16 protein-coding genes are annotated in these 19,511 nt (G+C 62.3%); 11 read left to right on the top strand and 5 right to left on the bottom strand.

Going from position 1 to position 19,511, the window contains the following annotated elements:
- Nucleotides 1-267 precede the first annotated feature (267 nt).
- Nucleotides 268-3,051: a valine--tRNA ligase gene (locus C9427_RS05390; protein WP_107648136.1), complete on the top strand. Its 2,784-nt coding sequence runs from the start codon at nucleotides 268-270 to the stop codon at nucleotides 3,049-3,051.
- 36 nt (nucleotides 3,052-3,087) lie between these two features.
- On the opposite strand, the gene C9427_RS33750 is transcribed toward C9427_RS05390, so the two are convergent.
- Nucleotides 3,088-3,513, bottom strand: a complete 426-nt coding sequence (locus C9427_RS33750; RefSeq protein WP_146172505.1) for a hypothetical protein — start codon at nucleotides 3,511-3,513, stop codon at nucleotides 3,088-3,090.
- On the opposite strand from C9427_RS33750, the gene C9427_RS05385 reads away from it, so the two are divergent.
- The 3 genes from C9427_RS05385 to C9427_RS05375 all read left to right on the top strand — a co-directional run bounded on the left by C9427_RS05385 (nucleotide 3,512) and on the right by C9427_RS05375 (nucleotide 7,602).
- A complete protein-coding gene (locus tag C9427_RS05385) occupies nucleotides 3,512-4,756 on the top strand; it encodes an OmpP1/FadL family transporter (protein ID WP_107648135.1) in 1,245 nt (414 codons plus the stop codon). The genes C9427_RS33750 and C9427_RS05385 overlap by 2 nt on opposite strands.
- A gap of 298 nt (nucleotides 4,757-5,054) precedes the next feature.
- Nucleotides 5,055-6,779 carry a dihydroxy-acid dehydratase gene (gene ilvD, locus C9427_RS05380; protein ID WP_107648134.1) on the top strand — a complete coding sequence of 575 codons (1,725 nt, stop codon included), beginning with the start codon at nucleotides 5,055-5,057 and terminating at the stop codon, nucleotides 6,777-6,779.
- A complete protein-coding gene (locus C9427_RS05375) occupies nucleotides 6,766-7,602 on the top strand; it encodes a tetratricopeptide repeat protein (protein ID WP_107648133.1) in 837 nt (278 codons plus the stop codon). Before ilvD ends, C9427_RS05375 begins: the two co-directional genes overlap by 14 nt.
- Nucleotides 7,603-7,633: 31 nt before the next feature.
- Here the strand turns inward: C9427_RS05375 and C9427_RS05370 are convergent, their stop codons facing one another.
- The 4 genes from C9427_RS05370 to erpA all read right to left on the bottom strand — a co-directional run bounded on the left by C9427_RS05370 (nucleotide 7,634) and on the right by erpA (nucleotide 9,570).
- Nucleotides 7,634-7,951, bottom strand: a complete 318-nt coding sequence (locus C9427_RS05370; RefSeq protein ID WP_107648132.1) for a hypothetical protein — start codon at nucleotides 7,949-7,951, stop codon at nucleotides 7,634-7,636.
- Between the two features lie 73 nt (nucleotides 7,952-8,024).
- Nucleotides 8,025-8,819, bottom strand: a complete 795-nt coding sequence (gene xth / locus C9427_RS05365; protein WP_107648131.1) for an exodeoxyribonuclease III — start codon at nucleotides 8,817-8,819, stop codon at nucleotides 8,025-8,027.
- A 7-nt stretch (nucleotides 8,820-8,826) separates the two neighbouring features.
- A complete protein-coding gene (locus tag C9427_RS05360) occupies nucleotides 8,827-9,219 on the bottom strand; it encodes a VOC family protein (protein ID WP_107648130.1) in 393 nt (130 codons plus the stop codon).
- A gap of 3 nt (nucleotides 9,220-9,222) precedes the next feature.
- Nucleotides 9,223-9,570, bottom strand: coding sequence for an iron-sulfur cluster insertion protein ErpA (gene erpA, locus C9427_RS05355; RefSeq protein WP_107648129.1), 348 nt, complete (start codon nucleotides 9,568-9,570; stop codon nucleotides 9,223-9,225).
- Nucleotides 9,571-9,663: 93 nt separating this feature from the next.
- On the opposite strand from erpA, the gene C9427_RS05350 reads away from it, so the two are divergent.
- The 7 genes from C9427_RS05350 (at nucleotide 9,664) to C9427_RS05320 (ending at nucleotide 19,499) form a co-directional block, all read left to right on the top strand.
- Nucleotides 9,664-10,878, top strand: coding sequence for a deoxyguanosinetriphosphate triphosphohydrolase (locus C9427_RS05350; RefSeq protein WP_107648128.1), 1,215 nt, complete (start codon nucleotides 9,664-9,666; stop codon nucleotides 10,876-10,878).
- Nucleotides 10,879-10,940: 62 nt separating this feature from the next.
- On the top strand, nucleotides 10,941-12,698 hold the full coding sequence (gene argS / locus C9427_RS05345) for an arginine--tRNA ligase (protein ID WP_107648127.1): 1,758 nt from the start codon (nucleotides 10,941-10,943) through the stop codon (nucleotides 12,696-12,698).
- A gap of 103 nt (nucleotides 12,699-12,801) precedes the next feature.
- Nucleotides 12,802-16,287 carry an SPOR domain-containing protein gene (locus tag C9427_RS05340; protein WP_107648126.1) on the top strand — a complete coding sequence of 1,162 codons (3,486 nt, stop codon included), beginning with the start codon at nucleotides 12,802-12,804 and terminating at the stop codon, nucleotides 16,285-16,287.
- A 121-nt stretch (nucleotides 16,288-16,408) separates the two neighbouring features.
- Nucleotides 16,409-17,428 carry a beta-N-acetylhexosaminidase gene (gene nagZ / locus C9427_RS05335; protein WP_107648125.1) on the top strand — a complete coding sequence of 340 codons (1,020 nt, stop codon included), beginning with the start codon at nucleotides 16,409-16,411 and terminating at the stop codon, nucleotides 17,426-17,428.
- Nucleotides 17,429-17,489: 61 nt separating this feature from the next.
- Nucleotides 17,490-18,290, top strand: coding sequence for a segregation and condensation protein A (locus C9427_RS05330; protein ID WP_107648124.1), 801 nt, complete (start codon nucleotides 17,490-17,492; stop codon nucleotides 18,288-18,290).
- On the top strand, nucleotides 18,287-19,066 hold the full coding sequence (scpB, locus tag C9427_RS05325; protein WP_107648123.1) for an SMC-Scp complex subunit ScpB: 780 nt from the start codon (nucleotides 18,287-18,289) through the stop codon (nucleotides 19,064-19,066). The genes C9427_RS05330 and scpB overlap by 4 nt, the downstream gene beginning before the upstream one ends.
- A gap of 211 nt (nucleotides 19,067-19,277) precedes the next feature.
- Nucleotides 19,278-19,499, top strand: coding sequence for a twin-arginine translocase TatA/TatE family subunit (locus tag C9427_RS05320; protein WP_107648122.1), 222 nt, complete (start codon nucleotides 19,278-19,280; stop codon nucleotides 19,497-19,499).
- The last annotated feature ends 12 nt before the right edge of the window (nucleotides 19,500-19,511 follow it).

Raw genomic sequence — 19,511 nt, 5'->3', positions numbered from 1 at the left:
GGCGCTGCCGTATAGTGACGGGTAGAAGGGGTTTGTCGCGACGCTCGGCGCCTTTCTCTGCAGTGCTCGCGATTGGCGAAAGCTTTCAGTGCAGACCTGAAGCGATTGCCCTTCACGATAACTTCCGCGAGTTGCACCGAGCCATCTCGGCGCTATGTATTGGCCATGCCCTATCTATTGGCCATGTCATCCGCGGCTGGTTGACTTGCCAACTGCCTTCCGATTTACACCAAACCCAACAAATCCCGACAACTCGGACGCCTTTCCATGCTTGAAAAAACCTACGACGCCAAAACCGTCGAGCCCAAGATCGCCAAACTCTGGGAAGAGGCCGACGCGTTTCGCGCCGGCGCGGGGGCCGAGGAGGGGGCCGAAGCCTTCACCATCGTCATCCCGCCGCCGAATGTCACCGGCTCGCTGCATATGGGCCATGCGCTCAACAACACGCTGCAGGACATATTGGTGCGCTTCGAGCGCATGCGCGGCAAGAACGTGCTGTGGCAGCCCGGCATGGACCATGCCGGCATCGCCACGCAGATGGTGGTCGAACGTCAGCTCATGGAGAGACAGATCCACCGCCGCGACCTGACGCGCGAAGAGTTCATCGAGAAAGTCTGGGAGTGGAAGGCCGAATCCGGCGGCGCGATCCTCAATCAGTTGAAGCGGCTCGGCGCGTCGGCCGACTGGTCGCGCGAGCGCTTCACCATGGATGAGGGCCTGTCCAAGGCCGTGCTCGAAGTGTTCGTGACGCTCTACAAGGAAGGGCTGATCTACAAGGACAAGCGCCTTGTGAACTGGGATCCCAAGCTCTTGACCGCGATTTCCGACCTCGAGGTCGAGCAGCAGGAGGTCAATGGCAATCTGTGGCACTTCCGCTATCCGGTCGAGGGCGTGGCCTTCGATCCGGAAAACCCGAAGACCTTCATCACCGTGGCGACGACGCGCCCCGAGACGATGCTGGGCGATACGGCCGTTGCGGTGCACCCTGACGACGATCGTTTTCGGCACCTGGTCGGCAGGAACCTCGTGCTGCCGATCGTCGGCCGCAAGATCCGGGTGGTGGCCGACGAGTATTCCGATCCGGAAAAGGGCTCGGGCGCAGTCAAGATCACGCCGGCGCACGACTTCAACGACTTCGAGGTCGGCAGGCGCCACAAGCTGCCGGCAATCAACATCCTCACCGTCGAGGCGGCGGTGACCCTCAAGGACAATGAGGATTTTCTGGCCGGACTGGAAGTCACGCCCGAGCGCCAGGCGGTCTGGGACGAGCTCGATGGGCTCGACCGTTTCGCTGCACGCAAGAAGGTCGTCGAATTGATGGAGGCGGGCGGGTTCCTCGCAAAGGTTGAGCCGCATCGTCACGCCGTGCCGCATGGCGATCGCGGCGGCGTGCCGATCGAACCGCTCCTGACCGAACAATGGTATGCGAACGCGGCGGAACTGGCCAAGCCGGCAATTGCCTCGGTGCGCGAGGGCCGCACCAAGATCATCCCTAGCAACTGGGAGAAGACTTACTTCCAGTGGATGGAAAACATCGAACCCTGGTGCATCTCGCGCCAGCTCTGGTGGGGACACCAGATCCCCGCCTGGTACGGGCCGGACGGGCGTGTCTTCGTCGAGAAGACCGAGGAGGAGGCGCTCGCAGCCGCGGTTGAATATTACCTGGCGCTGGAGGGGCCGTGGAAGGCCTGGGTCGAGGACAAGCTCGAGAACTTCCAGCCGGGTGAGATCCTGACCCGCGACGAGGACGTGCTCGACACCTGGTTCTCGTCGGCGCTGTGGCCGTTCTCGACGCTTGGCTGGCCGGACCAGACGCCGGAGCTGAAGACCTACTACCAGACCGACGTGCTGGTGACCGGCTTCGACCTGATCTTCTTCTGGGTCGCCCGCATGATGATGATGGGCCTGCATTTCATGGGCGAGGAGCCGTTCCATACCGTCTACATGCACGCACTGGTGCGCGACAAGAACGGGCAGAAGATGTCGAAGTCGAAGGGCAACGTCATCGACCCGCTCGATCTCATCGACGAATATGGCGCCGACGCGCTGCGCTTCACGCTGACGGTGATGGCGGCGCAAGGGCGCGACGTGAAACTCGATCCGGCCCGCATCGCAGGCTACCGCAACTTCGGCACCAAGCTGTGGAACGCGACGCGTTTTGCCGAGATGAACGAGGTCGCGAGAAACGACGATTTCTGGCTGAACGACGCCAAGCTGGCGGTCAACCGCTGGATCCTGACCGAACTGACGCGCGCCGCGCGCGAGATTACCGACAGTATCACCTCATATCGCTTCAACGAGGCGGCGGGTGCGGCCTACCGCTTCGTCTGGAACCTGTTCTGCGACTGGTATCTGGAACTGCTGAAGCCAGTCTTCATGGGCACTGACGAGGCCGCCAAGGCCGAAAGCCGGGCTTGCGTCGCCTTCGTGCTTGACGAGATCTACAAGCTTCTGCATCCGATGATGCCGTTCATGACCGAAGAATTGTGGGCTGAAACGGCCGGCGAGGGCCAGGAACGGCCGTCGCTGCTTTGCCATGCCGCATGGCCGTCGCCCGACTTCGAGGATGCGGCAGCGGCCGCCGACATCAACTGGCTGGTCGACCTCGTCTCGGGCATCCGCTCCGTGCGCTCGGAAATGAATGTGCCGCCGGCGGCAATCGCGCCGCTGGTGGTGATCGGCGTCAGCGAGGAAACGCGCCAGCGGCTCGAACGCCATGCTCCTGCCATCAAGCGATTGGCGCGGGTCGGCGATATTTCACTGGCGGACGCAGCCCCCAAGGGTTCCGCCCAGATCGTGCTCAACGAGGCGACCATCTGCCTGCCGCTCGGCAGCCTGATCGACCTCGCCGCGGAGGCGGCGCGGCTGCAGAAGGAACTGGCCAAGGTGACCGAGGAAATCGCCCGCCTGCACAAGAAGCTGTCGAATGAGAAATTCGTCGCCAACGCGCCGGAAGAGGTGGTGGAGGCCGAGCGCGAAAAACTTGCCGAATATCGCGAGGCGCAAGAGAAGCTTTCGGTGGCGCTGGCACGGGTTCGCGATGCCAGTTGACAGGTAGCTTCGCGTGTCGCGAAAGCTGCCTTGAGCCTACAGAACCGCGCGTCCGTTTGGACGCGCAAAGGATGCTGTAGGACTTGATTTTACGCATGGTCCTTTCCAAAAACCGATTCCGTTTTTCGGGGTCATGCGCTGGCCCTCCTGCCTCAAAAACAGGCATTCCGCAGCGTTAATTTTGACGTAAACGGAATGTTTTGGCCCCATTGTTGCCATAATGTAACAATTGGGCTCAACTTGCCCAAAATACCCTGTCTTCGCGCCATTTTGAGCGGTTTTCTCTGATTTTTTTCGTCGATTTGCGACCAGAAGACCGGTTTCCGGTGTCATGGCGAACGCGTGGACTTTGTCGAAAATGCGTTCGATCGAGGCGTACGCGTATGGTCGAAAATTCGTTGTTGCACCATTAACCTGAATTGGTTCTAGCTTGACCAAGTAATATTCGGGGAGGACATTCATGAACAATTTCCGTCTGAAAGCACTGTTGGGGGCGGGGTGCTTTTCGCTCGCTCTGATCGGGACGGCGCATGCCGGCGGTCTCGAGCGCGGCGGCTACAATATCGATCTTTTGTTCGATCCGTCACAGGTCACCGGCGAGGTTTCCGGCACCTATGTCATGCCCGACCGGACGCTGAATAACGTTGTTGATATCGATCCGTCCGATGGCATCGGGACGACCGGATTCGGCGGGGGAAAGACCGACGGCGTCCATGAAACAGAAGACTATTTTTCGCCCCGTCTGGGTATCAAGGTCGGCATCGGCCAGCATGTTGACTGTATGGCCGACTATTCCGAGCCGTGGGGTGCCCACACCAATCCGGGCAGCGACTGGATGGGCGTCAACAACAACATCGAAACAAAGATCGACAGCGAGAACTATGCCGCGACGTGTTCCTACAAAATGGATGTCGGCAAAGGGCAGCTTCGCTTCATTGGCGGCGTTTTCTACCAGGAAGTCAGCGGCTTCAAGCTGAGGCAGGTTGCACCCGCATTCGCCTCCATCGGCAACGGAACAGGGTTGCTGGAACTTGCCGGTGACGGGGTTGGCTGGCGTATTGGCACGGCTTATGAAATTCCTGATATCGCGCTGCGCGCCAGCCTTGTCTACAACAGCGCTGTCGACCTCGGCGACATCACCGGCCAGGTCGACCTTTCGCAGGTCAATGGACAGGTCATTCCGGTTTTCGGCAACCAGTCCATGCCGCAATCGGTCGAGTTCAAATTGCAATCCGGCATAGCGCCCGGCTGGCTCGCCTTCGGTTCGATCAAATGGGTCGACTGGAGCCAACTCCAGCTTGTCAGTTTTTGTTCGAGGCAGATTCAGGGTATTCTGCCCTGTACCTATGAAGGCCCAGGCTTCGTTACCTCGCTTGATCTGCTCTATCGCGACGGCTGGACTGTTTCCGGTGGCATCGGCCACAAGTTCAACGAACAGTGGAGCGGCGCGGTCACCTTGACCTGGGATCGTGGCACCACCACCGGCCTGGGCACGCAGACCGATACCTGGACCGTTGGCGGTGGCGCTTCCTTTACCCCGTCGCAGAACGTCGAACTTCGTTTTGGCGGCGCGATCGGCCTGATGACCAGCGGCGAAGTCGGACCGGAATTCAATGGAACCGACATTTCAGGCAACGACGTGACGTATACGTTCGGCAATGATCTCGTCACCGCGCTTGCGGCTTCCGTCAAGGTCAAGTGGTAACCACTTGATATTAATAACAAAAGGCTGGGCATTGCCCGGCCTTTTGTTATTAATGGAGCTTGCGGGCGGCGTTGCCACAACGACCGCGCTCCGCCGGCGTTGTAAATACACCGCACGCCGTCACCTCTCGCGATTGTGACGTTTCGGCAACAGTTTCTGAACATCCTGTAATGTAGAAACCTCGCCGGGACCATTGCCCATTTCCCGCCATAAACCCGGCGCACCTCAAATCCGTCTCGGGACACATGCCAAAAGGCCAGGCGATGAGGCAGGCCGCCCGCCCGCGGCAAGGAAGAGTATGGACGCCAGAGTCATCTCCAAGGCCAAGCTGCCCAGCCGCCATGTGACCGTCGGTCCGGCGCGTGCGCCGCATCGCTCCTATCTCTATGCGATGGGACTATCGGCGGCCGAGATCGCGCAGCCGTTGGTCGGTGTGGCGAGTTGCTGGAACGAAGCGGCGCCCTGCAACATCTCGCTGATGCGTCAGGCGCAAGTGGTCAAGAAGGGCGTCGCCGCCGCCAACGGTACGCCGCGCGAGTTCTGCACCATCACGGTCACGGACGGCATCGCCATGGGCCACCAGGGCATGAAATCGTCGCTGGTGTCGCGCGAGGTCATCGCCGATTCGGTCGAACTCACCATGCGCGGCCATTGCTACGATGCGCTGGTCGGGCTTGCCGGTTGCGACAAGTCGCTGCCCGGCATGATGATGGCGATGGTGCGGCTCAACGTGCCGTCGATCTTCATCTATGGCGGCTCGATCCTGCCCGGTTCCTACAAGGGCCGGCAGATCACTGTCCAGGATGTATTCGAGGCGGTCGGCCAGCACTCGGTCGGCACGATCGGCGATACTGAACTTCTCGAAATCGAGCAGGCGGCCTGTCCGTCGGCCGGCTCCTGCGGCGCCCAGTTCACCGCCAACACCATGGCCACCGTCGCCGAAGCGATCGGTCTGGCGCTGCCTTATTCCTGCGGCGCGCCGGCGCCCTATGAGATGCGCGACCGCTTCAATTTTGCCTCCGGCGAAAAGATCATGGAACTGATCGCAAAGAACATCCGGCCGCGCGACATCGTCACGCTGAAGGCGCTGGAAAATGCGGCAACCGTGGTTTCGGCCACTGGCGGCTCGACCAATGCGGCGTTGCATCTTCCGGCGATCGCGCATGAGGCGGGGATAAAATTCGACCTGTTCGACGTGGCCAGGATCTTCGAGAAGACGCCCTATATCGCCGACCTGAAGCCGGGCGGCAAATATGTCGCCAAGGACATGTTCGAGGCCGGCGGCATTCCGCTCTTGATGAAGACGCTGCTCGACCACGGTTATCTGCATGGCGATTGCCTGACGGTGACCGGCCGCACTTTGGCCGAAAACATGGAGCACGTTGCCTGGAATGATAGCCAGGATGTGGTCCATCCCGCCAACCGACCAATCACCCAGACCGGCGGTGTCGTGGGCTTGAAGGGAAACCTTGCCCCCGAAGGCGCGATCGTGAAGGTCGCGGGCATGGCGGAGCTGAAATTCTCCGGTCCGGCGCGTTGTTTCGATTCGGAAGAGGAATGTTTCGAGGCAGTTACGCATCGCAACTACAGGGAAGGCGAGGTTCTCGTCATCCGCTACGAGGGTCCCCGCGGCGGCCCGGGCATGCGGGAAATGCTGTCGACGACAGCGGCTCTCTACGGCCAGGGCATGGGTGGCAAGGTGGCCCTCATTACCGACGGACGTTTTTCGGGCGCGACGCGCGGTTTCTGCATCGGCCATGTCGGGCCGGAAGCCGCTGTGGGCGGCCCGATCGGGTTGCTCAGGGATGGTGACGTTATTTCGATCGATGCAGTGAACGGCACGATCGAAGTCGATCTGTCCGACACGGAACTGGCAGCGAGGGCGAAGGCCTGGAAGGCGCGCACGACCGACTATCAGTCAGGCGCGATCTGGAAATATGCACAAACGGTGGGACCTGCCCGCGACGGCGCGGTGACCCATCCGGGCGGTGCCAAAGAAACACATTGTTATGCGGATATCTGAGTTGTTGAGGTCGTCTGTCTTTTCGGCACTGGTCGCGATCGCCACTTTTGGCGCGACCTTGGGCGCCGTGGGCCAGGCCATGGCCTTCGACGACAAGGTGTTCGACGACAAGACCGGCGTGAAGCCGCAGTCGAGCCCGTGGGCGGTGTTCCAGTTCGGCTTTTCCGCCTACAAGAACGGCCACAAGGAGCAGGCTGCGGAAGCCTATAAATACGCCGCCGAAAACGGGCAGATCGGCGCCACCTGGAAGCTTGCGCGCATGTATGCCGAGGGCGATGGTGTGGCGCGCGACGACTATGCCGCGTACAAGTTCTTCAGTGAGATCGTCGACCAGGATGTCGAGCCCGGCTCGCCGGAAGAGAGCTATGTGTCGGACGCGCTGGTGGCGCTCGGCGACTATCTGCGGAAAGGCATCCCCGGCAGCCCGGTCACGGAAAACGAAGTCGCGGCCCAGGAATATTACATGCGCGCCGCCGCCAACTACCGCAACCCGAACGCCCAGTTCGAGATGGGCCAGATGTTCCTGAAGGGCGAGGGCGGCGTCAAGGCAAGCGTCAAGCAGGCCGGCCGCTGGTTCCAGCTCGCCGCCGAAAAGGGTCATGCCGGCGCACAGGCGACACTCGGCAACCTGCTTTTCCAGAGCGGCAAGATCGTGCGCGGGCTGGCAATGATGACCGCGGCGCTCGAACGCGCCGCGCCGGCCGACCAGCCATGGATACGCGGCATGCAGGAAGAAGCGTTTGCCGCCGCCGGCGAAGCCGATCGTCGCACCGCGATTTCGCTGGCCGACGACATCCTCACCAAGGGCGGCGGCGATCAGTAAGCGGGATTACCGCTTTCCACTTATCGGAAAATCAGTTCTCGGTGGGCTCCGCAGGCACCAGGCTGGGTGCCGGCGTTGAGATCGGCGTGGCGTGCGGACGTGGCGCCGGCCTGTCTCCCGGGCACTCGTCATCCACTCTCGTCCACGACGTGTTGTTGAGCACCATGTCGCAGCGGGCGAGGTGGCTCCGGCCGGAAAGTGTCAGGCAGGCGACCTGGCCGATCTCAAATGATTTTCCGTTGGCCAGGCATTCCGCATCGGCAAAAGCCGGCGTCGCCATGGCCATCGCAAGCGCGCAGCCGATCGGGCACAGAGCGAATCGAATAGTCATGGGAACCCCAGCCACCATGATGATTTCTCATCAAGCGCGCGATTTGTGGCGATAAGAGGTCAACTTATGGCTGTGCCGTCGGCATGGTCGATCAAGCAGGCTGCAGCGACAGTTGGATGGCCACCGGCACGTGGTCGGAGGGTTTTTCCCAGGCGCGCACATGCTTTTCGATCGAGGCCGACGAAAAGCGGTTGGCGGCCTCCGGCGACAGCAGCAGGTGATCGATGCGGATGCCGTTGTTCTTCTGCCAGGCGCCGGCCTGATAGTCCCAGAACGTGTAGGTGTCCGGCGCGTCGGTGACCGCGCGCACGGCTTCGGTGAAGCCGAGATTCATCAGCCGGCGGAAGGCTTGCCGAGTCTGTGGCTGGAACAGCGCGTCGCCCAGCCAGTTCTCCGGGTATCTGGCGTCGATCGGTTCGGGGATGACATTATAGTCGCCAGCCAGTACCAGCGCCTCTTCGAGCAGAAGCCTCTCCTGCGCCCAACGTTCGAGCCGCGCCATCCACGACAATTTGTAGGGAAACTTCTTCTCGTCATCGATCGGATTGCCGTTCGGCAGATAGAGCGAGGCGACCCGCAGGCTTCCCTTGTCCGTCGAGAATACGCCCTCGATGAAACGCGCCTGCTCGTCGGCGTCGTCGCCCGGCAGGCCTCTGATGACTTCGTCGAAGCGCAGTTTCGACAGGATGGCGACGCCATTGAAGCCCTTCTGGCCGTGTGTTTCGACATTGTAGCCGAGCGCCTCGACCTCGGCGCGCGGAAACTGCTCGTCGACGGTCTTGATCTCCTGCAGGCAGGCGATGTCAGGCGCGCTTTCGCTCAGCCAGTGGGTGAGATTGCCGAGACGGGCCCGGACGCCGTTGATGTTCCAGGTGACGATCTTCATGACGGCCTCATTGCTGCTCAGGCGGATGGCGTTCGACGAGGCCGATCGTATTGCCTGCCGGGTCCTTTAGGAAGGCCATCCATTCGCTTTCCCCCGCTGCGCCGAACAGGCCTTCGGCGTCGCGGTGGACGAGCATTGGCGGCGCGGTGAAGGGGACGCCGGCGGCTTTTGCCGAGGCGTGGAAATCGTCAAGACCCGCTATGTCGAGGTAGACCGTGCCGGCCGGCACGCCATCGGTGAACAGCAGGCGCACGTCGCCCGCCATGATGAAAGCGATGCCGGGCGGGTCGAAACGCGCATGGACGCTCATGCCGATGACATCGCGCCAGAAGGCCAGAGTCGCGTCGAGGTCGCGTCCGGCCGAAAGCGCGACCTGACGGATCGCGCCGATGGCAGGCATGGTCTAAATAGAGAAGCTGGTGCCGCAGCCGCAGGAAGCGACCGCATTCGGATTCTTGATCTGGAACGACTGGCCCATCAGATCGTCGACGAAGTCGATCACCGAGCCGCCCATATAGACCAGCGAGAGGTCGTCGATCAGCACCGTGGCGCCGTCCTTCTCGATGGCGACGTCGTCATCGTTGCGGGCATCGACCAGGTCGAATTTGTAGGAAAAGCCGGAACAGCCGCCGCCTTCGACCGAGACGCGCAGCGCCGTCTTGCCGGCTTCGCCGGAGACGATCTTAGCGATCCTTCTCGCGGCGGCGTCGGTCATCTCGACTTTCATGGCAGTCTTGGCATCAGCGCCCATGGCCGTCACCTTGCTTTCGGTTTCATATGATAGGTATGAAGCGCGAGGGGGCAAGTCAACTGCGGCCAAGGTTATGACAGTGAGTTGGGGGCAATGACCAGTGAGTTTGGCGACATCGGCTTCGGCTATCGGCCGCGCGCGGCCTATGCCAGCGATCCGGCCAAGTCGCGCGGGCGCCTGTTCGATGAGGTGGAGAGCCCGACCCGCACGCCGTTCCAGCGCGACCGCGACCGCATCATCCATTCGACGGCATTCCGCCGGCTGAAGCACAAGACGCAAGTGTTCGTCGCGCATGAGGGCGATCATTACCGCACCCGGCTGACGCATTCGATCGAGGTGGCGCAGATTGCGCGCGCCCTGGCAAGGGCGCTGCGCGGCGACGAGGACTTGGCCGAGGCCGTGGCGCTGGTGCATGATTTCGGCCACACGCCCTTCGGCCATACCGGCGAAGAGGCGCTGAACGAGAAGATGGCCGGATGGGGCGGCTTCGACCATAATGCGCAGTCGCTGCGCGTGGTGACACGGCTGGAGCGGCGCTATGCCGAATTCGACGGGCTGAACCTCACCTGGGAAACGCTCGAGGGCCTGGTCAAGCATAACGGGCCATTGTCCGATGCCCAGGGGAAAGGCCTGAAGGGGCCGGTGCCGCAGGCGATCCGCGACTATTCAGAGTTGCACGACCTCGAACTCGACCGCTTCGCCGGCATCGAGGCGCAGTGCGCGGCGATCGCCGATGACATAGCCTATAACACCCATGACATCGACGACGGCCTGAGATCCGGTTTCCTGACGCTCGATATGCTGGAGAAGATCTCGCTGCCGGGGTCGATCCTGGAAGCCGTGCGCCAGCGCTATCCGGCGCTGGACGATGTGAGAGCAGGGCACGAACTCATGCGCCGGCAGATCACGATCATGGTCGAGGACGTCATTGTGTCGACAAATGCCAACCTTGCGCGCATCAAGCCGGATAGTGCTGAAGCGGTGCGGGCGGCAGGCGAGACGATTGTCGGCTTTTCCGCCGAAATGGCCACGCTCGAAAAGGAGTTGAAGGCCTTTTTATACAAACATCTCTACCGACACAGCGAGGTCATGCGCGTGCGCGTCGACGCCGAGCAGATCGTCAAGGACCTGTTCGATGTCTATTTCGCCGATCCGCGCGCCATGCCCGAAGGCTGGCGCGAAGGGCTCGACCGGGCCGAAGACAGGATCAAGGCGCGGGGCGTCGCCGATTTCCTGGCAGGCATGACGGATACCTACGCTTTGAAGGAACACCGCCGCTTGTTTGACCATACGCCGGATTTGAGCTAGGGCGGGCACGATTTTGCCGGCCCAATGAGCCGGGTTCCCTTAAAGCCGCCAGAGCCACACCAATGAACATCTTCGCCGATTTCACCGCGCGAGTCACAAGAGCTGTCGAAGCACTTGATCTGAAGGACGGCGAGGGCGCCTCGCCTGATCTGTCGCGCATCGCCGTCGAGCCGCCGCGCGACGCCAGCCATGGTGATCTGGCGACCAATGCGGCGATGGTGCTGGCCAAGCCGACCGGCCAGAACCCGCGCGCGCTGGCTGACAGGCTTGCGCAAGCGCTGCGCGCCGATCCCGATATCGCCGCCGCTGATGTCGCCGGTCCCGGTTTCGTCAATCTCAGGCTCGAGGACAGATTCTGGCAGGCGCATCTGACCGCACTTCTCGGCGAAGGCCGCAATTATGGGCGCTCGACGGTCGGCGGCGGCAGGAAGGCCAATGTTGAATATGTCTCGGCCAATCCGACCGGTCCGATGCATGTCGGTCATTGCCGTGGTGCCGTGGTGGGTGATGCGCTCGCCAATCTGATGGCTTTCGCCGGCTACGACGTGACCAAGGAATATGTCATCAACGATGCCGGTGCGCAGATCGACGTGCTCGGCCGCTCCGCTATGCTGCGCTATCGCGAGGCGCTCGGCGACGACATTGGCGAGATTCCGGCCGGGCTCTATCCCGGTGACTATCTCATTCCGGTCGGCCAGGAACTGGCCGGCGAATTCGGCCGGTCCCTGCTGCAGATGCCGGACGAGGAAGCGCTTGCCATCGTCAAGGACCGGACGATCGATGCGATGATGGCGATGATCCGCGAGGATCTGGCGCTGCTCAACGTGCATCACGACGTCTTCTTCTCCGAACGCACGCTGCATGCCGACAACGCCCGCAAGATTCGCTCGGCGATCAATGACCTGACGCTGAAGGGCCATATCTACAAGGGCAAGCTGCCACCGCCCAAGGGTGAGAAGCCGGACGATTGGGAGGATCGCGAGCAGACGCTGTTCCGCTCGACAGCGGTCGGCGACGACCTCGATCGGCCGCTGGTCAAGTCGGACGGCACCTTCACCTATTTCGCCGCCGATGTCGCTTACCTCAAGGACAAGGTCGATCGCGGCTTCGTCGAGCTGATCTATGTGCTTGGCGCCGACCATGGTGGTTACGTGAAGCGGTTGGAAGCGCTCGCCCGGGCGATCGCCGACGACAAGGTCAAGCTCACTGTGCTGCTTTGCCAGTTGGTGCGGCTCTTTCGCGACGGCGAGCCGGTGCGTATGTCGAAGCGGTCGGGTGACTTCGTGACGCTGCGCGAGGTGGTGGAAGAAGTCGGCCGCGACCCGATCCGCTTCATGATGCTCTACCGCAAGAACGATGCACCGCTCGATTTCGACTTCGCCAAGGTGACCGAGCAGTCGAAGGACAATCCGGTGTTCTACGTGCAGTACGCTTCGGCGCGCTGCCATTCGGTGTTCCGGCAGGCGAGCGAGCAATTGGGCGAGGCCAATTTCGACCGCAACCGGCTGGCCGCCGCGACCGCTTCGCTGACTGATGTGGGCGAAATCGCCTTGATCAGGAAGCTCGCGGAATATCCGCGACTGATTGAATCCGCGGCCCTTGCGCTCGAGCCGCACAGGCTGGCATTCTACCTCTATGATCTCGCTTCCAGCTTCCACGGACATTGGAACCGGGGCACCGAGAATCCCGACTTACGTTTTGTTAAGGTTAACGACCGACAATTGACGCATGCCAGACTAGGGCTGGTGCAGGCTGTTTCGGACGTTTTGACGTCCGGCCTGACGCTGATCGGAGCTGAAGCGCCCACCGAAATGCGTTAGGTTTGACTAAAACACCTGTCACCTTTTGCCCACATTGCGCTGGTAAGGGCCAACCCTGCGCGACGTCCATGGCGTCCGAATGAGTGCGAGTTCGGGAACGATAATGGCAGACAGAACCCATCTGAGAGCAGCCGCCAACAACGATATCGCTGACGATGATCCCTTCGCGGAATTGACGAGGATCATGGGGTTCGACCCGCGTCAGCCAGTCAGGCCGCAGACACCTAACCAGCCGAAGGCGGCTCCCGCCGGTCAGCCGGCGGACGAGGGCGATTTCGACATCGACCTTGAGAAGGAGTTGATGGGCGAATTTGGTGCCGACGACAATGATCGCTCCGCCGAGGTTCGCGAGCCGGCTTTCGAAGCCGCCGACCCGATGAACGCCGAGCTTGCCGCCTCGCTCGAACAGGATCTTCTGCTGGACGACGATGCGACGGACGAAACAGCTCATGGCGTTTCCGCCGACGACATCGATTTGGCTGCCGAACTGTCCACGCCGGCGGTCGAGGCTGCTTTCGATCATGATTTCGAGGATGCGATCGCCAGTTCGCTGGAAGACGTGTCGCCATTCGAAGACGATTTGGACGACAAACTTGCGGATAACAAGCTTGCGGATGACGAACTTGCCGCCTCGCTCGAACAGGATTTCCTGCTCGACGACGATGTGACGGATGAGCCCGGCGCGGTTGCCGCCGAGACTCTGGCGGCGGCCGTACAGCCTGACTTCGACGACGAATTCGGCAATGCGATAGCAAGCTCGCTGGAAGACGAGCTGATGCTGGACGAGCACGTGCCGCCGGAGCAGCAGGCCACCGCTGCCGGAGTCTCCGCGCCGGCCGCCGAACCCGACTTCGATGATGAATTCGACAACGCCGTCTCGAGCTCGCTCGAAGACGAGCTGATGTTGGACGAGCATGTTCCGATGGGGCAGGCTGCCGTCGAGGTTTCTGCTGCGCCTGTTCAAGCCGTTTCGAACGAGGCCGATGAAGACCTTGCCGGCCACTTCGACGAAGCCATGGCCGATGTCGACATGGATTTCGACGTTCGCGCGGACGAATCCGCCGAAATCGATCAGCCCGAAATTGACGAGCCGGAGGTCGCGGCCGACGAGTTGTCCGCTGCCACCTCGAAAGATGCGTTCGACGACGATTTCGATTTGAATTTCGATGATGCGCTCGTGGATGATGTCGAAGAGCCGGTTGCGCAGGTCGCCAGCGTTGCGCCCCAGCCGACCGCGCCAGCCGTTGCCGCGGTCCAGCCGGCGGCCGCCGTCGCCGACGAGCGAAGCCTGGAAGACGAGTTGAACGCGCTGCTGGGCGCCATGAGCACACGTTCTGTCCCGTTGGCTGCTCCCATTGCTGCCAACGCTGCAGCCATCGCGCCCAGGGAGCCGGTCATGGCTCAGCAACCCGTGGCAGCGGCTGAAAAAGCCGCCGGGAAGCCGGCGGACCCTGTCAGCGAGCTGGACTGGGATCTTGATGAGCATGCTGCCGTGGAGCCTGCGCACCCTGACGAGGTTCAGGCCGCCGACGCCGATCTCGACACGTTCCTCCTTGATGAACTCAAGGATCAGGATTTTGGCGCTGAAGATGCCGCCGGATCGCAAGATGTCGATTTCGACAATGACGACCTCAATGCCGCTTTCGCCAGGGATATCGGCCTCGATCACGATGCCGCCGGCGACGGGATTGCGGCTGACGCCGAGAAAGAAGAACTGCATGATTCGCTCGGCTGGCGGACGCCGCGCTCGACCCCGCCCGAACCCGCCCGCTCCTGGAGCCGCGTGACGCCGGTCGCTAATACTCAGCCCGCTTTCGCAAGCCAACCGGTGGCCTCAGTGAAGCCCGCACCCACGCCGCCGCCAGCAATGGCTGCGGCGCCATCCCGCCAGGAAGAGCCGACGGCCGTGGCTGATGCCGCCTATGCAGCACCGGCGCCGGCAGAACAGCCTTCGGCATATGACGAGATGCCCGATGTCGAGACGGTCGATGTGCCGGAGCGCGTCGTGGCGCTGGCGGACGATCTCGATATTCCGGAGATCAACTTCGAGGAAGACGAGCCAGCGGCACCCGCCTATGACGATCTCGACTCCGATTTCGCCAATCTGCTCACGGAAATGAACGCCGTGGATGTCGCTCCCACCCCGGTGCGGAGCGTGGCCTATGACGATGAATCCTACAATGCAGGGTTCAACTCGGGCCACCAGCGCGACCGCGTTGAAACGCGGACCTATGCGGCGAGACCTGCGGAGACGCCGGCCAGCGCGGCCTATGCAGATGCTGCCGGCGGCTTCGATCTGGGTGAATTGCCCGGCGGCGGCAAGCCGGCCTCGCAGGCCGATGACTTTGCCCTGGACGAACTCGACTATGATCCCGAGCTGGACGAAGCGATGTCGGTTCCGGGCCTGGCCGAGCAGGACAGGCAGCCACGCAGCCGCGGCCTGTTTATTGCAATGGTCGTCGGCGCGGTGGCGATCGCCGGGGGACTCGGCGCCTTTGCCCTGTCGTTTGGCGGCAGGGGCAGCGGCGACGCGCCGGTCATCGTCAAGGCCGACAATGCACCGATCAAGGTCAAGCCGGAAAACCCGGGCGGCACTGTGGTGCCGAACCAGGACAACAAGGTCTATGACGCGGTGGTCAAGGGCACGAAGCCTGCCGAACCGGTCCAGGAGAAGCTGGTCACCAACACCGAGGAGCCGGTGGATGTGACGGCCAAGGAGCCGCAGAGCGCCGTTGTCGATCTTGGCGACACCAACGCGGTCGAAGGCGCGCAAGCGGCCGACGACACGCAGCCGGTCGGCGGTACGCAAGCGGCTGGCAATGATGTTGCCGCCGCTCCGGCACCCAAGTCCGAGGATCGTATCGCTCAGGTTCTGCAGGAGGCCGAAAAGTCCGGGAATCCCGACGTCGTGGCCGTTGCGCCGCGCAAGGTGAGGACCATGATCGTCAAGTCGGATGGTTCGCTGGTGGCGCGCGAGGATCCGGCGCCCGCGGCACCGCAGGTGGCCGCTGTCGAGCCTGCCGATCCAGAGCCGCAGCGTGTGGCCCCATCCGCCCAGGCTGACAATTCGGCGCAGACCGGCACCGTGCCGCTCGCAAGCGGCCAGGCAACTGAAGACCAGGCGAGCAGCAACCAGGCCGAACCCACCCAGCCGGAAACGGCCAAACCGGCCGCCGCAGCCAAGGCCGAATCTGCTGACACTCAATCTGGCGATACCCAGTCAGCCAACACGCCGGAAACGGTTCCATTGGCGCCGCAACGTCCGTCCGACCAGCCTGTCGATGTTGTCGGCGAGGTCAAGCCCGACCAGGTTGCGTCCATCCCAACGACAGCCTCGACCGGCGGCGGTTCGTGGTCGATGCAGATCGCGTCGCAGCCGACAGTCGAAAGCGCCCAGTCCAGCTATGCGGACCTGCAGCGCCGCTATGGCAGTGTGCTTGCCGGCCGCACCGCCAACATCGTCAAAGCCGAAATCGCCGGCAAGGGGACCTTCTACCGCGTCCGCGTCCCGGCACAGTCGCGCAACGATGCGATCAGCCTGTGCACCAGCTACAAGGCCGCCGGCGGCAATTGTTTCGTGTCGCGCTAGCTGCTCGAAAGCTTCAACTGAAACCCGGCGCGGCCGTCAAGCCGCGCCGGGTTTCGTTTGTCCAAATGCATATAGCCGGATGCGATTCCATTTGTCCGCGCGAAGCCCTAAACTGACGGACATGACCGAATCAAAATCCATGATCCTCGGCTGTGCCGGGAAATCGCTGACGCGCGATGAAATCAATTTCTATCGCAACGAATGCCCGTGGGGCTTCATCCTGTTTGCGCGCAATATCGGTGAGACAGAGCAGATCCGCGATCTGGTCGCCGCGATGCGCGACTGCATCGGGCGCCCGGACGCTCCGGTGTTCATCGACCAGGAAGGCGGCCGGGTGCAGCGCCTGCGGCCGCCGCTGGCGCCGAATTACCCGGCCGGCGGCGCGCTCGGCGCGCTGTGGCGCAACGACCACGACGCCGGCGCCCGTGCCGCCTGGCTGATGGCGCGCCTGCATGCTTTCGACCTGCTGCGCTTCGGCATCACTGCGGACTGCCTGCCGGTGCTCGATGTGCCGATCGAAGGCGCCAGCGACGTCATCGGCGCGCGCGCCTATGGCAAGGAACCGCGCGCCGTCATCGAGCTTGGCCGCGCGGCGGCTGAAGGGTTGATGTCGGGCGGCGTGCTGCCGGTCATGAAGCATATTCCCGGTCATGGGCGGGCTTTTGCCGATACGCATTTCGAGCTGCCGACCGTCGATGCCTCGATGAGCGATCTGCAACGGCATGATTTCGCGCCGTTCAGGGAACTCAACCATTTGCCGATGGCGATGACGGCGCATGTCATCTACAGCGCGATCGACCCGAAGAACCCGGCGACTACCTCTGGCAAGGTCATCGATGAGATCATTCGCGGCGAAATCGGCTTCGACGGGCTGCTGATGAGCGACGACACCTCGATGAAGGCACTTTCTGGGGATTTCCCTTCAAAGGCGGCCGCGATCCTTGCGGCGGGCTGCGATCTGGTCCTTCACTGCAACGGTGTATTCGAGGAGATGGCCGGTATTGCGTCGCGCACCACGGGCTTGGAGGGCAAGTCGCTGGAGCGTGCCAAACGAGCGCTGACCTATATAAAGGATCGCGACGCGGCTGAAGAAACCGAGATACGCGCCGAGTTCGCCACCTATTTCGACGCTGTGGCCTAGCACCAAAGGGAAACGGGAAGTGGCGGAAACATTGGATAGTAAGGCCGGCAAGGCCGCACCGATGGACCGCTTGTGGGCCGAGAACGATGATTCGCGGCTGACCGGCGATCCCGCTCTGGTCGTCGATGTCGCCGGTTTCGAAGGCCCGCTCGACCTGCTCCTGCATCTTGCCCGCAACCAGAAAGTCGATCTGTCGCGCATCTCCATCCTGGCGCTGGCCGAGCAATATCTGGCGTTTGTCGAGAAGGTGAGGGTGCTGCGGCTCGAGCTTGCCGCCGACTATCTGGTGATGGCGGCGTGGCTGGCCTTCCTCAAGTCGAAGCTTTTGATCCCCAAGCAACCGGGCGAGGAGGGCGAAAGCGGCGAGGAACTGGCGGCGGTGCTGCAATTCCGGCTGAAGCGGCTGGAAGCCATGCGCGACGCGGCAGCCCGGTTGGTCAACCGCAATCGGCTCGGGCGCGACGTATTTGCGCGCGGCATGCCGGAAATGGTCATCGTCGAGAAGCGCAACACTTACTCGGCCTCCCTCTATGATCTGTTGACCGCCTATGCCCAGCAGCGCCAGAAGCAGGCGATCACCAATGTGACGATCGCCAAGCGTGGCGTGTGGTCGCTCAAGGACGCGCGCGATGTGCTGACCAGGCTGATCGGCTCGCTTGCCGACTGGACGGCGCTCGACAGTTTCCTGATCGAGTATCTGTCCAGCCCGGAAGAGCGCCGCACCGCGGTCGCAAGTTCCTTTGCCGCAACGCTGGAACTGGTGCGCGAAGGTAAAATGGAGATGCGGCAGGACGAGGTGTTCGCGCCGCTCTATCTGCGCGGCCGCGCGCCAGGCACTAGAGCAGTCGAGGTGGCATCATGAGCGAACGCGCCAACGCTTCGGTCATTCCCTTCAAGGTCGATGAAGAAACCGAGGAGCGGCTGCCGGCCGAGAGCCCGGCACAGGATATAACCCAGAACCTGTCCCAGAATCCTGGTGAGCGGCTGCATATGGCCGAAGCTGTCCGCATGGCCGAGGCGATCGTGTTCGCCAGCACCGAGCCGGTCAGTGAAAAACAGCTTGCCGCGCGGCTGCCCGACGGCATCAACATTGCCGCGGCGATGGCCGATTTGCAGCAGATCTATGCGCGGCGCGGCGTCAATCTGGTCCGCGTCGGCGATGGCTGGGCATTCCGTACCGCCGGCGACCTTGCCTTCCTGATGAGCAGGGATACCGTCCAGCAGAGGAAATTGTCGCGTGCAGCACTCGAAGTGCTGGCGATCATTGCCTATCACCAGCCGGTGACGCGCGCCGAGATCGAGGATATCCGCGGCGTCGAAACCTCGAAGGGCACGCTGGACACGCTGTTGGAGACCGAATGGGTGCGCATGCGCGGCCGGCGGCGTACGCCCGGCCGGCCCGTCACCTATGGCACGACCGACATCTTCCTCGACCATTTCGCGCTGGAGGAGATCCGCGATCTTCCCGGCATGGAGGAATTAAAGGGCGCCGGGCTGCTTTCCGGCCGCATGCCGTCGAATTTCTCCATCCCGCAGCCGCCGGCCGATCCGGATTCGCTGACCGACGACGAGGATCCGCTGACCGACATCGACCTCGAGGAACTCGGCCTGTTGACGCCGCGCGGCACGGAGGATTGACCGCGGACCTGGCGAGGCGTTCGAATTTCGCCACACTTTGGAGCAACGCAATGAGCGCGCGAACCGCGCTGCGCCGATTGGTAGCGGGACAATTGCGCCGAAACTGCGTGACTTCTGCCACTCATTCATAAACTCTGTCGCGGTTGTGTTTGAATCCCAACGCGAAAACGCATAGATCATCGTCAGGGAAAACATTCGAGAGAGATTTGCTATGGGTTCATTTTCGATTTGGCACTGGATGATCGTGCTGGTGATCGTGCTGCTGGTGTTCGGCCGCGGCAAGATTCCAGAGCTGATGGGCGACATGGCCAAGGGCATCAAGAGCTTCAAGAAGGGCATGGCCGACGACGACACCGCCGAAGACAAGCGCACCGTCGAACACCGTGCCGACGAAACCGTTTCGGCAGTGAAGGAAAAGGCCAGCAAGAGCTGAGCCCACGCTTTT

Origin of the sequence: Mesorhizobium helmanticense, from assembly GCF_003034915.1 — a bacterium.
In the GTDB taxonomy this organism is placed as follows: Bacteria; Pseudomonadota; Alphaproteobacteria; order Rhizobiales; family Rhizobiaceae; genus Mesorhizobium; species Mesorhizobium helmanticense.
The sequence above is the reverse complement of the archived record's forward strand: the minus strand, read 5'-3'. Positions and strand labels throughout refer to the sequence as shown.

Bases quoted from the DNA above. Each gene is read 5' to 3' on its own strand.
- C9427_RS05390 (WP_107648136.1), top strand. From the start codon at position 268: ATGCTTGAAAAAACCTACGACGCCAAAACCGTCGAGCCCAAGATCGCC.
- C9427_RS05385 (WP_107648135.1), top strand. From the start codon at position 3,512: ATGAACAATTTCCGTCTGAAAGCACTGTTGGGGGCGGGGTGCTTTTCG.
- C9427_RS33750 (WP_146172505.1), bottom strand. From the start codon at position 3,513: ATGAATGTCCTCCCCGAATATTACTTGGTCAAGCTAGAACCAATTCAG.
- ilvD (WP_107648134.1), top strand. From the start codon at position 5,055: ATGGACGCCAGAGTCATCTCCAAGGCCAAGCTGCCCAGCCGCCATGTG.
- C9427_RS05375 (WP_107648133.1), top strand. From the start codon at position 6,766: ATGCGGATATCTGAGTTGTTGAGGTCGTCTGTCTTTTCGGCACTGGTC.
- C9427_RS05370 (WP_107648132.1), bottom strand. From the start codon at position 7,951: ATGGTGGCTGGGGTTCCCATGACTATTCGATTCGCTCTGTGCCCGATC.
- xth (WP_107648131.1), bottom strand. From the start codon at position 8,819: ATGAAGATCGTCACCTGGAACATCAACGGCGTCCGGGCCCGTCTCGGC.
- C9427_RS05360 (WP_107648130.1), bottom strand. From the start codon at position 9,219: ATGCCTGCCATCGGCGCGATCCGTCAGGTCGCGCTTTCGGCCGGACGC.
- erpA (WP_107648129.1), bottom strand. From the start codon at position 9,570: ATGGGCGCTGATGCCAAGACTGCCATGAAAGTCGAGATGACCGACGCC.
- C9427_RS05350 (WP_107648128.1), top strand. From the start codon at position 9,664: ATGACCAGTGAGTTTGGCGACATCGGCTTCGGCTATCGGCCGCGCGCG.
- argS (WP_107648127.1), top strand. From the start codon at position 10,941: ATGAACATCTTCGCCGATTTCACCGCGCGAGTCACAAGAGCTGTCGAA.
- C9427_RS05340 (WP_107648126.1), top strand. From the start codon at position 12,802: ATGGCAGACAGAACCCATCTGAGAGCAGCCGCCAACAACGATATCGCT.
- nagZ (WP_107648125.1), top strand. From the start codon at position 16,409: ATGACCGAATCAAAATCCATGATCCTCGGCTGTGCCGGGAAATCGCTG.
- C9427_RS05330 (WP_107648124.1), top strand. From the start codon at position 17,490: ATGGACCGCTTGTGGGCCGAGAACGATGATTCGCGGCTGACCGGCGAT.
- scpB (WP_107648123.1), top strand. From the start codon at position 18,287: ATGAGCGAACGCGCCAACGCTTCGGTCATTCCCTTCAAGGTCGATGAA.
- C9427_RS05320 (WP_107648122.1), top strand. From the start codon at position 19,278: ATGGGTTCATTTTCGATTTGGCACTGGATGATCGTGCTGGTGATCGTG.